Origin of the sequence: Lentzea aerocolonigenes (assembly GCF_000974445.1) — a bacterium.
GTDB classification, from domain to species: Bacteria; Actinomycetota; Actinomycetes; order Mycobacteriales; family Pseudonocardiaceae; genus Lentzea; species Lentzea aerocolonigenes.
Genome location: NZ_BBOJ01000014.1, coordinates 144387 through 156710 on the forward strand (window position 1 = coordinate 144387; position 12324 = coordinate 156710).

Sequence of the window (12324 nt, forward strand, 5' to 3'; positions counted from 1 at the left end):
GCGAGTCTGGTGGCTCGAACGAACGCGCTCACCCGGAAATCAGGGGCAAGAAGTTGTCAGTTCATGCCATCGGTGGTGGCAATGAAATGGCCAAGACCGTCGGGGTCGGGCAGTCGGTAGCACAGCCTGCTCGTCTTCAGCAGTCCGCGAGCGCGCAGCACGTGCAGGAACGGCTCGATCGTCTTCACCGACATCGCGACGGCGTGGGCGAGGTCCTGCTGGCTCACGCCGCGCAGCTCGAGACCGGCGTCGATCTCCGTGCCGAACTCGCTCGCCCACGACAACAGGCACATCGCCACTCGTGTGGCGCCGGCGCGCATCTGCCGCAGCTGGTTCTCGTCAGCGTTGCGCTGCCGCTTGCGCCAGGTCTCGTCCACGAGTCGCCGGACTGCGGGGTTCTCGTCCCGGAGCACCAGGAACTGGCTCCCCGCCACGTGCCAGGCCGCGCCCGCGACCAGCGCGATCACGTGTGCGCTGCGCGGGGCGCCGCTCGTCACCCCGATTTCGCCGAGCAGATCGCCGGGGCCGTAGAGGCCGGTGATCGGCTCGCGGGCGGCTCCGGTCGGCAACACCACCTTGACCAGGCCGGACTCGATCAGCAGCACCTCGTCGCTCGGTGTGCCGGCGGTGATCAGGTGTTCGCCGCGGCGGAACGGGCGTGGCCTCCTTCCCGCCCGCAGTGCGGCGCGTCCTCGGGCACCCGGAGAATCATCCATTCGTGCGGACCGCGACTTCCGGCGTGACGCTTTCCCGGCGCGAACCGACATCACCGATGAGGCTCAACAGGATCGGCCACCGAAGCGTTGTAGTGGTCATCAGGGCAGCGATTCTCATGGTCTCGAGCCTGTCAGAGGCGTGAGGACGGGAGGTGCAACGCAGTGATCAAGGAAAGGGTTGCTGTGGCGTCAACCGCAGACCAATTACGCACCGTAGGCTGACAAGACGCCTAGGCTGGGGGTGATCGCGGAAGGGGTGGTGTGGGTCGTGGGGCTCGCGGAGTCCTTGCTCACGTGGCTGCACGGCTTCGTGGGCGCCAGTGTCTGCCCCGGTGACTGGGTGTGGACCACCACAGCGCTCGGCGCGGTGCTCGGGTTGTTCCCCACGATCGGGGCGCTGCTGTCCATCGTGGTGCGCCGGATCGTCGGCAACTCCTACGGCGCGGTGACGGGTGCCGTGTTCGCCGTGCTCGGCGTCGCCAGCTGTCTGGTGCTGCCGTGGCTCATCATGCGCGGGACCGTTCAGGGGCTGGTCCGGCGGACCATCGACGGGTCCGGCTCGTTGGACGAGGCCACCTGCTTCGGGACGTTCACACAGGGCAGCTACCTCGTCGACCGCACTCCGTCGATCCTCGGCGTGTTCCAGCGGCCGCTGGCTGAGCCCGTGTTCCTGGTCGCGGCCTGCGTCACCGTCGTGCTGGCGCTGTTGTGCCTGCTCTTCGTCATGTTGCAGGCCGGTTCGGCGTTCCGGCTCGGGCCGAACTGGCCGCGGCGCGTGTTCTGGCCGCCGTTCCTGGTGCTGCTCGCAGCCACGTCGGCACTCCCCGTGACCCTTGTGGGCCATGTGCTGCTGGGCTTTCTGCCAATTGCGGTAATCGGCTCAATCGTCGTGCGGATTTTCGGGTTGACTACCGCCATGCTGAACCGCCCCGGCCGCGACCGGTCACAGGACCGGAACTCGCAGAACCCGCCGCCACCGCAGCCGGTGGCGCGCACGCCGCAGCCGCAGGTCCCCCAGGGCCCGCAGAAGAAGGCGCCGACCAAGCCCATCAACGCGGCTCAGCAGCAGCCGCCGCCGTACCAGCCGGCTCAGGTGCCGAAGTACCAGCCCGCGCCGATGAACCGGCCGATGCGGCCCGTGAACCAGCCGCCGCCGCAGTACCCGCCGACCCGTGTCGCCGAGGTGCAGCAGCCCAGACCTCCGCAGCCCTCGCAGCCCGCGGTGCTCGCGGACACGCCAGGGCCGCTGCCGTTCGGGCCTGGTGCCGCGAACGCCGACGCGCCGTCGCCCGTGCAGAAGTCCGGCAAGGTCTGGAACCCCGGCAACGGCAGGTTCCGCCGCGTCCGCCAGCTCGGTTCCGGTGGTTTCGGCACGGTGTGGCTGGCCGTCGACGAGCAGCTCGACCGCACGGTGGCGGTGAAGCTCGCGCACGCCCCGGACAACGAGACCGAGGCGCGCATGCTCCGCGAGGCCCGCGCGCTGGCCGCGGTCCGGCACCCCAACTGCGTGCGGGTCTTCGACATCGTCCAGGACCCGGACGGCCTGGCGCTGGTCATGGAGTACATCGAGGGCGCCTCGCTGTCCGAGACCGTGCTCAAGAACGGCCTGATCGACGACAAGCTCGCCGCCCGGCTGTGGCTGAACATGGCCGACGCGCTGGCCGCCGCCCACGACCGGGGCGTCCTGCACCGCGACGTGAAGCCGTCCAACGTCATCGTCGACAACCAGGGCACCGCGCACCTGATCGACTTCGGCATCGCCCGCTCCAAGGGCGACAGCACCCTCACGGCCACCGGCATGATGGTCGGCACGCCCGACTTCCTCGCCCCGGAGACGGCTCGCGGCGAGACGGCCTCCCCGGCGTCGGACTCCTGGCAGCTGGCCGCGACGGTCTCCTACGCGTTGACCGGCCACCCGCCGCGCGGCTCCCGCGAGAACCCGATCTCCTCGCTGATGGCCGCCGCGCAGGGCGAACCGATCACCAAGCTGCCGCAGAACAGCGCGCACGCCAGGCTCCTGCTCGCCGCGATGGACCCGGAACCGGGCCGCCGTCCGTCGCTGGGCCAGGTGCGCGGTCAGCTCGCGCAGTTCCTCGACCAGGCCGGCATGAGCAAGGAAGGCCCGGTCACCAAGATCATCAGCAAGCCGACGCCGCCGCCCACGAGGCACATGCCGATGTAGGCGATCCGGGTGAACGTTCGGCATAGGCGGTAACGGCGATTCACCGTTCAACGACCTAAGCCGTGGTTCACCCGGATGGCTTCGGCATCGGAGGCGATGCCCTGCGAGGGGTGGTGAGGCGGTTTCCGCCGATCGCCTCACCACTCACCTTCGCGCGGACGGCCGCAACCGCTTGCGCAGCACCAGGAACAGCCCCGCCGCACCGACGACGACCAGCCCGACGAGCCACACCGGCGCCGGCTCCGGCTGCTTCTCCGGGACGACCGCGGCCGCCGGTGCCACAGCCGGTTTCTTCAGCGGTGGCGCGATCTCCTGCCACGGGGACTCCCCGCTCGGCTCCGGCGCGATCATGTCCGGGTTCGGTGGCTTGACCAGGAACGTCCCGGGCACGTTCAACGTGCCGAGCGAGTGGTCCTGGAAGAGCCCCTGCACGCCGAACACCTCGTACGAGCCCTTGGGCAGGGTGAACGTCACGGCGTAGTGGCCAGGCTGACCGAGCGGCACGCCGGTGAACACCCGCTCGTCCGTCCCGGACCTGAAGCGCAGCCCGGTTTTGCCGAGGTCGTCACCGAAGTACGGGTGAGTGCCGTGCTGCAGCACCCAGTACCCGACGGTGTGGGTGACCGACGGTTCGATCGACGGCGCCGGGTCCAGGTACGTGACCGCCCAGCCACCCGCGTGCGCGGACGGCGTGCTGAACAGCAGGAATGCGCATACCAACGCGAGAATCCTCATGGAGCGGTTACACCGGGAACCACCCCGGGGTTCCCGGTGTAGGAAGGGCATCACGGACGAAGCGGTGGCACGGGCGATCGCAGGTGACCAGGCGGCCTACGGCGAGCTGGTCACCCGGTACACCGCGCTCGCGCACCGGACGGCGTACCTGCTCGGGGCGGGTGCGGACGCCGGCGACGTGGTGCAGGAGGCGTTCGTGAAGGCGTACCGCAAGCTCGACACCTTCAGGCAGGACGCCGACTTCAAGCCGTGGCTGCTCAAGATCGTCGCCAACGAGACCAAGAACCTGCACCGCGGCAGACGGCGCCGCAACCTGATGGAGCTCAAGATCGGCGCGATGACCCAGACCGTCGACCACGACGATCCGGGCACTCTCGTCGACGACTCCCGCGCCAAGCTGCTGAAAGCCGTCCAGAGCCTTCCGGAACACGACCGCCAGATCGTCACGTGCCGGTACCTGCTGGACCTGAGCGAGGCCGAGACCGCGGACACCCTGGGCCTGGCCAGGGGAACCGTGAAGTCACGCCTGTCCCGCGCGCTCGCCAAGCTGCGCCCGATGCTGGAGGAGGTGGCCCGTGATCGATGACGACCTGGGCGCCGCCCTCCGCGACCTCGGCCGGCAGATCCACGTGCCGGAGCCGCCCGACCTGACCGCGAGCGTGCTCACGAGGATCAACGCCCCGCGCAGGCGAAACCGCTGGCTCGCGGCGCTGATCGCGGCCGTCACGGCGTTCGCGGTCGCCTTCGCCGTGTCACCGGCGGTGCGGGCGGGCGTGCAGAACCTGCTGGAGTTCGCCGGCGTCGAGTTCCGCACCGAGGCACCGCACAGCGTCGCGCCACCGTTGCCCAGCCAGGAGGTCTCGCTCGCCCAGGCCCGCGAGCAGATGCCGTTCGAGATCCACCTGCCGGCCCAGCTCGGCACGCCGGACAAGATCACCGTCCACGAAGGACGGTTCGTGTCGCTGCACTACGGCGGCCTGAGGCTGGACCAGTTCGACGGCACCATCTCCTCGACGATCGGCAAGCTCGTCCACCAGGAGGGCGTCGAGCAGATCGGCGACAAGATCTGGGTCCCGTACCCGCACGTGTTCTTCTACATCGATCGCAACGGTGTGTGGCACGACGAGGCACCGCGAGGCGCCGGGCAAACCCTGCTGTGGCAACGAGGTCAGGTCACCATGAGGCTCGAAGGCGACGTGACCCGCGAACGCGCGCTGGAGATCAGCGCCAGCTAGGCAGCCACAGCTGCTGCTGCCACATCTCCGGAGTGATCGGGTTGCCGTTCAGGATCGGCCACAGCCACACGAAGTTCGCCACCACGATGCCGACGTACAGCGCCACGACGAGCAGACCGGTGCCCCTGCGCTCCGATCCCGCGGCCTTGCGCCCGAGGATCTCGCCCAGCGCCAGCACGATCAGCAGCACCAGGAACGGCGCCATCGGCGTGACGTAGAAGAAGTACATCTGCCGGTCGAGGTTGAGGAACCACGGCAGCAGGCCCGCCGCGTACGCGACCAGGACGCCGGCGTAGCGCCAGTCCATCCTGCCGACGGTGCGGAAGACCGCCCAGCCGATCACCGGGAACGCGAGCCACCACATCGCGGGCGTGCCGATCAGCATGATCGCGCCGAGGCACGACGCCGCGCCGCAGCCCGTGACGCCGTTGTCGTAGTAGTAGAGCATCGGACGCAGGCCCATGGGCCACGTCCACGGCTTCGACTCCCACGGGTGCCGGTTGGTCTCCGAGGTGACCAGCTCGACGTGGAACTTGTAGACGTTCTTCGCGTTGTACCAAAGCGACTGCAGGACGTCCGGGATGTACGCGACGTCCTTGACCTTGCCGCCGACGACGTGCCGGTCGATGCCGGTCTCGCTCGCCATCCACGGGAACCACGTCGCGACGTACACGAGCACCGGGATCGCGACCAGACCGCCCAACGACGGCAGCACGTCCTTCACGAGCGCGCCGAGCCACGGCTCCTCGACACCGGCCGCGCGGCGCGCCAATGCGCTCCAGACGACCGTGAGCAGACCGAACGCGATGATGTACCAGAGGCCGGACCACTTCACGCCGCACGCCAGACCGAGGCACACGCCCGCACCGAAGCGCCACCAGCGGAAGCCCAGCCACGGGCCGAACGCGGAGCTGTTGATGAAACCCTCGCGCACGGCCACTGCGAGTCGTTCTCGCACTTGTTCGCGGTCGACGACGAGACAGCCGAACGCACCGACGACGAACAACGCCAGGAAGATGTCGAGCATGCCCATCCGCGACTGGACGTGCGACACGCCGTCCGCGATGAGCAGCACGCCGGCCAGCGCGCCCAGCAGGTCCGAGCGGGTCAGGCGGCGGGCGATGCGGATGATCAGCAGGATCGTGATCGTGCCCGCGAGGGCCGAGGCGAACCGCCAGCCGATGCCGTCGTAGCCGAAGAGGTCCTGGCCGATCGCCATGAGCTGCTTGGCGAGCGGCGGGTGGACGATCAGCTCGTAGCCGGGGTTGTCCTCGTAGCCGCCGTTGCGCAGCACCTGCGCCGACTGAGGCACGTAGTGCTTCTCGTCGAAGATCGGTGTGCCCTTGTCGGTCGGATACCCGAGGTTCCAGAACCGGACGAAGGCGCCGACCAGCGTCACGACGATCGTGACGAGCCACCCGCGCAGGCGGTCTCCGGACGGAGGCGGGTCGAGCGCGGCCGCACGATCGGTGCGCGGTTCCTCGACGACGACGGGCGCCTCTCCTGGCTGCACGAGGACTGTCACGTCGCCGATCGTAGGGTGAACCTTGTGAGTCCTGTATCCGGTTCAGGCCGTCTTGTCCTGGCAGCCACCCCGCTCGGTGACATCCGCGACGCCTCGGCGCGCCTGGTCGAGGCCCTCGAGACCGCCGACGTGATCGCCGCGGAAGACACCCGCAGACTGCACAGTCTGGCGGCTGCGTTGCAGGTCAAGCCGTCGGGGCGGGTGATCAGCTTCTACGACCAGGTCGAGACCGCGCGCCTGCCGGGACTACTGGAATCGCTCCGGGGCGGCGAGACCGTGCTGCTCGTGACGGACGCCGGCATGCCGAGCGTGTCCGACCCCGGCTACCGGCTCGTGGCCGCGTGTGTCGAGCAGGATCTGAAGGTCACCTGCCTGCCCGGCCCGTCCGCCGTGACGACCGCGCTCGCCGTGTCGGGCCTGCCGAGCGACAGGTTCGCGTTCGACGGCTTCCCGCCGCGCAAGTCCGGCGAGCGCAAGCGTTGGTTCGCACCGCTCGCTTCGGAACAACGCACGGTCGTCTTCTTCGAGGCACCTCATCGGCTCGCGGACACGCTCGCGGACGCCGTGGAAGTGCTCGGACCGGACCGCCGCGCCGCCGTGTGTCGTGAACTGACGAAGAAGTACGAAGAGGTCGTACGCGGGTCATTGGCAGAACTCGCCGAGTGGGCCGTGGAGGGCGCACGCGGCGAGATCACCGTTGTGCTCGGTCCGGCTCCTGCCGAGGAGAAGCCGGACCTGGACACGCTCGTCGCCGAGGTGAAGCAGCGCGTCGCCGACGGCGAACGCCTGAAGTCGGCCGCCGCCGAAGTCGCGGAGGCGGCGGGGATCAGCAAGAAGACCCTGTACGACGCCGCGATCAAGTCCAGCTGAAGTGCACGCGGGGAGCTTTCGTTCACCAGGAGCGCACGAAAGGGCCCCGCGTGCGGTCAAGCAGACTCGCGGTGGAAGGTGCGGACGCCGTAGTAGACGCCGACCAGCACCAGTGCGGACGCCGAGATGAGGCCGAGGAGTGCCGAGCCGGTGTTGAAGATGGAGCGTTCGGCGTCGACGACGTGCGCGAGAGGGTTGACCCGAGACAGCCAGTAGAGCCACTTCGGGCCGTTGGACATCGGCAGCAGCACGCCGGAGAGCAGCATCAACGGCACGATGGTCGACGACAGCACGGACGCGAAGACGTACTCCAGCTTCACCTTCAACGCGATCGCGTACGACGCCGACCCGATGGCGATGCCCAGCAACGCCACCAGCCCGAGCCCGAGCAGGATCTCGCCCGGTGACGCGCGGAACCCGAACAGCATCGCGGCGAGCATGATCAGCAGGCCCTGCACGACCAGCAGCACCACGTCCTTGCCGACCCTGCCGACGAGGAGCGCGACCCGGCTCACCGGGGTGACCCGCAGCCGTTCCATCACGCCCGTGCGCACCTCGGGCAGCAGCGAGAACCCCGCGTAGGCCGTGCCGAACAACGCCATCTGAACCAGCAGGCCGGGCACGAACCACTGCCAGCCGGTGTCGCCGAGCAACGGCCCGAACAACCCCAGGTACAGCAACGGCTGGGCGAGCCCGAACACGATCGCCACCGGGTTGCGCAGCACCGGCAGCATCACGCGGCAGAAGACGAGCCAGGTGTCACGCAGCATCAGCTTCCTCCCTCAGGGAACGGCCGGTCATGGTCAGGAACACGTCGTCGAGCGTCGGCCGGTGGACCTGCACGGAATGCAGCTCGACGCCGAGATCACCGAGGTCGCGCAGCAGTCCCGGCAGGGCGCGGTCGCCGTTCGGGACGCGGAAGCTGACTTTCTCGCCGTCCACGACCGCGTTGTCGAACTTCGTGGCGACGATCGAGGCCTGGGGTGTGCCGAGCACGACCAGGTCGCCGGACACGCTGTTCTTCAGCTCGTCCGGGGAGCCCTCGCCCACGATCGAGCCGTGGTCGATCACCAGCAGCCGGTCGCTGAGGAAGTCGGCCTCGTCGAGGTAGTGCGTGGTCAGGAAGACCGTGGTGCCGTCGGCCTTCAGCTGCCTGATGTGTTCCCACAGGTTGCGGCGGCTCTGCGGGTCGAGCGCGGTCGACGGTTCGTCGAGGAACAGCAGCCGCGGGTCGTGCAGCATGCCCATCGCGATGTCGAGCCTGCGTTGCTGGCCGCCCGACAACGTGATGACCGCCCGCTTCTCCATGCCCTGCAGCTCGAACCGTTCGAGCAGGTCGGCGACCTTCCTGCGGGCGTCGTGCTTGGACAGGCCGTAGAAGCGGGCCTGGAAGTCCAGCTCGTCACCGACCTGCTGGTCGAGGCTTGCGCCGTTCTTCTGCCCGACGTACCCGATGTTGCGCCGCACCCCGGCCGGGTCGGTGAGCAGGTCGTGCCCGGCGATGATCGCCTCGCCCGCCGTCGGTCGCAGCAGCGTCGTGAGCATGCGCAACGTCGTGGACTTGCCCGCGCCGTTCGGGCCGAGGAACCCGACGAGCTCCCCTTCCGCGACGTCGATGTCGACCCCGCGCACCGCGTCCACCGGGCCTGACTTCGTGGTGAAACGGCGCGCGAGGCCGCGTGCCTTGATCATGACTGCATCCCCTCTAGTCAACTTTGACTAGAGGCTAGCGGGAACTAATCAAGTTTGACTAGTCGGTTAGATCGTACGCACCGGCCTCTAGACGTTCGATCAGTTCCTGAGTCCAGCGCACCTGGCCTTCGAGATGGACGAGCCACAGTCGAAAGAGCTCGCTGACGTGCGCGGGCTTGCCCATCTCCGGCATCGACGCGATGCCGTGCCTGGTCGGCGCGAGCTGCCCTTCGAGGCCCGCGAGCCGGTTCTTCAACATCACGACGGCCTGCTTGCGGGGGATGAGGTTGATCATCGCTATGGCCGCGGAGACCTCGTCGTTGCCGGCGCTCGCGTCGGCCAGCGCGTGCCCGAGCATGTTCCGCAGCTCGCGCTCGCCGGCCGCGGTGATCTTGTAGGTGATGCGGGCCGGGCCTTCACCGGACTCGACCCCGACCGGCTCCAGCAGTCCGTCCTTGGCCAGCGACTTCAGCGCGTGGTAGATCGAGCCCGGCTGCACGTTCGCCCACTTGTCCGCCGCCCAGGACTGCAGCTCGCGGCGCACCACGTAACCGTGTGCCTCACCGACGAGCTCGACGATGCCGAGGACGAGCATCCGGGTCGCGGACAACAGACCTCCCATGCAGTGAAAAGCGGCTGGCACCGCCTCCGTAGGCTATGCGCATGAGTGCCTCCGTACTGACCGCGGTGGCCTGGCCTTACGCCAATGGCCCCCGGCACATCGGTCATGTCTCCGGTTTCGGTGTCCCGTCCGACGTCTTCTCCCGCTACATGCGAATGTCCGGACACCGGGTGCTCATGGTCAGCGGCACGGACGAGCACGGCACACCCATCCAGGTGCAGGCCGAGAAGGAAGGGCTCACCGCGCGTGAGCTCGCCGACAAGTACAACCGTGTGATCGCGTCCGACCTCCAGGGCCTCGGCCTCTCCTACGACCTCTTCACCCGCACGACCACCGGCAACCACTACCAGGTCGTGCAGGACCTGTTCTCCGCGTTGTGGAAGAACGGCTACGTCATCCCCAAGGTCGAGATGGGCGCGATCAGCCCGTCGACCGGCCGGACGCTGCCCGACCGCTTCATCGAGGGCACCTGCCCGATCTGCGGGTACGACGGCGCGCGCGGCGACCAGTGCGACAACTGCGGCAACCAGCTCGACCCGATCGACCTGAAGAACCCGCGCTCGCGGATCAACGGGGAGACGCCGAAGTTCGTCGAGACCGAGCACCTGTTCCTCGACCTGCCGTCGTTCATCGAGTCGCTGGGCTCGTGGATGGGCACGCGGACCGAGTGGCGTCCGAACGTGCTCAAGTTCTCGCAGAACCTGATCAAGGACCTGCGGCCGCGCGCCATCACCCGCGACCTCGACTGGGGTGTGCCGATCCCGCTCGACGGGTGGAGCGACCAGCCGATGAAGCGGTTCTACGTGTGGTTCGACGCCGTGATCGGGTACCTCTCGGCTTCCGTCGAGTGGGCTCGGCGCACCGGCGACCCGGATGCGTGGAAGGAGTTCTGGACGGGTGATGCCCAGGGCTACTACTTCATGGGCAAGGACAACATCGTCTTCCACTCGCTGATCTGGCCGTCGCTGCTGCTCGGGCAGAACGGCGCGGGCGACAAGGGCGGTGAGCCCGGCCGGTTCGGCACGCTGAACCTGCCGACGGAGGTCGTGTCGTCGGAGTACCTGACGATGAGCGGCTCGAAGTTCTCCACCTCGCGCGGCACCGTGATCTACGTCGGCGACTTCCTCAAGGAGTTCGGGCCGGACGCGCTGCGGTACTTCATCTCCGTCGCGGGTCCCGAGAACCAGGACACCGACTTCACCTGGGAGGAGTTCGTCCGCCGGACGAACTTCGAGCTGGCGAACGAGTGGGGCAACCTGGTCAACCGCTCGGTCTCGATGGCGCACAAGAACGTCGGCGCGATCCCGAAGGCGACTGCGCTGACCCCTGCCGACCACGAGCTGCTCGCGCAGTCCAAGGCGGCGTTCGAGACGGTCGGCGCGCACCTGCGCCGGTCGCGGTTCAAGCAGGCCTCCGGTGAGGCCATGCGCGTGATCTCCGCGGCGAACAAGTACCTGTCCGACCAGGAGCCGTGGAAGCTCAAGGACGACCCGGACCGCCGCGACTCGGTGCTGCACACCGCGTTGCAGGTCGTGCAGGACGCGAACACGCTGATGACGCCGTTCCTGCCGCACTCGGCGCAGAAGGTGCACGAGGCGTTGGGCGGCACGGGCGTGTGGGCCGCACAGCCGTCGATGGACGAGGTCACCGACCTGGACGTGCCGGACCGCTCGTACCCGGTGCTGACCGGTGACTACGCCGGTGAACAGGCTCGCTGGGAGTCGACGCCGATCGAGGTCGGCCGTCCGCTGCAGAAGCCGTCGCCGCTGTTCGCGAAGCTGGACCCGGAACTGGGCGACGTCGGTCCCGAGTGGGCTCCGATCGTCAAGTGACGTCCGAGAAGCGTGAACGACCGCCGGTGCCGGAAGCTCTTCCGGCACCGGTGATCGACGCCCACACGCACCTCGACGCGTGTGGGGCCGTCGACGCCGCCGATGTGGCGGTGCTGCTGGACCGGGCTCAGGCGGCCGGGGTCTCGCACGTGATCACCGTGGCGGACGATCTCGCCGCCGCGCAGTGGGCCGCCGAGGCGTCCACTTGGGACCCGCGGGTCTACGCGGCGGTGGCCGTGCACCCGACGCGCACCGCCTCGTTCGGCGACGCCGAGAAGGCGGAGCTGGAGCGGCTGGCCGTTCTGCCTCGCGTGGTCGCGATCGGCGAGACCGGTCTCGACTACTACTGGGACTACTCGCCGCCGGCCGCGCAGCACGAGGCTTTCCGTTGGCACATCGACCTTTCCAAGCGCGTCGGGAAGCCGTTGATGATCCACGACCGGGACGCGCACGAGGACATCCTCAAGGTGCTGGAGGCCGAGGGCGCACCGTCCACTGTGGTCTTCCACTGCTTCTCGGGTGACGCGGACTTCGCCCGGCGGTGCGTCGACGCGGGGTACGTGCTGTCGTTCGCGGGCCCGGTGACGTTCAAGAACGCCCGCGCGCTGCGGGAGGCGGCCCAGCTGGTGCCGCAAGATCAGCTCCTGGTGGAGACGGACGCGCCGTTCCTGACGCCCCATCCGTACCGTGGACGCCCAAACGAACCCTATTGTGTGAATTACACAGTTCGGGATTTGGCCACGCTCCGTGGCGAAGATCTTTCTGAACTCTGTGCCGCTGTCACCCGTACTGCTCAACGAGTGTTCGGGCTTGGCTACTGAAATGCGACTTAGAGCGAACGGAGCAAAGGGTTACTACCCCCATGGGGTGACTGAGGTCACAACATTGGCGGGGGTGTTTGCGCAACGTGCGCGA

At 68.4% G+C, this 12324-nt stretch carries 12 protein-coding genes; 6 read left to right on the forward strand and 6 right to left on the reverse strand.

Features of this window, described 5'->3' with window-relative positions; translation table 11 throughout:
* Positions 1 to 56: 56 nt before the first annotated feature.
* On the reverse strand, positions 57 to 716 hold the full coding sequence (locus AOM45_RS26240; RefSeq protein WP_162185658.1) for a Crp/Fnr family transcriptional regulator: 660 nt from the start codon (positions 714 to 716) through the stop codon (positions 57 to 59).
* A 241-nt stretch (positions 717 to 957) separates the two neighbouring features.
* Between AOM45_RS26240 and AOM45_RS26245 the strand changes: the two genes are divergently transcribed.
* Positions 958 to 2898, forward strand: a complete 1941-nt coding sequence (locus tag AOM45_RS26245) for a serine/threonine-protein kinase (protein WP_236703831.1) — start codon at positions 958 to 960, stop codon at positions 2896 to 2898.
* A gap of 144 nt (positions 2899 to 3042) precedes the next feature.
* Here AOM45_RS26245 and AOM45_RS26250 read toward each other — a convergent pair whose 3' ends face one another.
* On the reverse strand, positions 3043 to 3633 hold the full coding sequence (locus AOM45_RS26250; protein ID WP_030467638.1) for a hypothetical protein: 591 nt from the start codon (positions 3631 to 3633) through the stop codon (positions 3043 to 3045).
* A 64-nt stretch (positions 3634 to 3697) separates the two neighbouring features.
* Here AOM45_RS26250 and AOM45_RS26255 point away from each other — a divergent pair, with 64 nt between their 5' ends.
* Both AOM45_RS26255 and AOM45_RS26260 read left to right on the forward strand, forming a co-directional pair.
* The gene (locus tag AOM45_RS26255) at positions 3698 to 4219 is read left to right on the forward strand and encodes an RNA polymerase sigma factor (protein ID WP_201780070.1); all 522 of its coding nucleotides are present in this window, start codon (positions 3698 to 3700) and stop codon (positions 4217 to 4219) included.
* Complete coding sequence (locus tag AOM45_RS26260) at positions 4209 to 4868, forward strand: hypothetical protein (protein ID WP_030467636.1); 660 nt, start codon at positions 4209 to 4211, stop codon at positions 4866 to 4868. The genes AOM45_RS26255 and AOM45_RS26260 overlap by 11 nt, the downstream gene beginning before the upstream one ends.
* On the opposite strand, the gene AOM45_RS26265 is transcribed toward AOM45_RS26260, so the two are convergent.
* Positions 4855 to 6393, reverse strand: coding sequence for a dolichyl-phosphate-mannose--protein mannosyltransferase (locus tag AOM45_RS26265; protein ID WP_236703832.1), 1539 nt, complete (start codon positions 6391 to 6393; stop codon positions 4855 to 4857). The genes AOM45_RS26260 and AOM45_RS26265 overlap by 14 nt on opposite strands.
* 24 nt (positions 6394 to 6417) lie before the next feature.
* Between AOM45_RS26265 and rsmI the strand changes: the two genes are divergently transcribed.
* Positions 6418 to 7263, forward strand: coding sequence for a 16S rRNA (cytidine(1402)-2'-O)-methyltransferase (gene rsmI, locus AOM45_RS26270; protein ID WP_030467634.1), 846 nt, complete (start codon positions 6418 to 6420; stop codon positions 7261 to 7263).
* A gap of 56 nt (positions 7264 to 7319) precedes the next feature.
* Here rsmI and AOM45_RS26275 read toward each other — a convergent pair whose 3' ends face one another.
* The 3 genes from AOM45_RS26275 to AOM45_RS26285 are packed head-to-tail and all read right to left on the reverse strand — an operon-like array spanning position 7320 to position 9565.
* Entirely contained in the window at positions 7320 to 8033 is a 714-nt protein-coding gene (locus AOM45_RS26275; protein WP_030467633.1) for an ABC transporter permease, read from the reverse strand.
* Positions 8023 to 8955 (reverse strand): ATP-binding cassette domain-containing protein, encoded by a 933-nt coding sequence (locus AOM45_RS26280; protein WP_030467632.1) that lies wholly within the window; start codon positions 8953 to 8955, stop codon positions 8023 to 8025. The genes AOM45_RS26275 and AOM45_RS26280 overlap by 11 nt, the downstream gene beginning before the upstream one ends.
* Before the next feature lie 58 nt (positions 8956 to 9013).
* The gene (locus AOM45_RS26285; RefSeq protein WP_030467631.1) at positions 9014 to 9565 is read right to left on the reverse strand and encodes a PadR family transcriptional regulator; all 552 of its coding nucleotides are present in this window, start codon (positions 9563 to 9565) and stop codon (positions 9014 to 9016) included.
* Between the two features lie 53 nt (positions 9566 to 9618).
* Here AOM45_RS26285 and metG point away from each other — a divergent pair, with 53 nt between their 5' ends.
* Together metG and AOM45_RS26295 are read left to right on the forward strand one after the other, a co-directional pair.
* Entirely contained in the window at positions 9619 to 11409 is a 1791-nt protein-coding gene (gene metG, locus AOM45_RS26290; protein WP_030467630.1) for a methionine--tRNA ligase, read from the forward strand.
* On the forward strand, positions 11406 to 12230 hold the full coding sequence (locus AOM45_RS26295) for a TatD family hydrolase (RefSeq protein WP_030467629.1): 825 nt from the start codon (positions 11406 to 11408) through the stop codon (positions 12228 to 12230). Before metG ends, AOM45_RS26295 begins: the two co-directional genes overlap by 4 nt.
* The last annotated feature ends 94 nt before the right edge of the window (positions 12231 to 12324 follow it).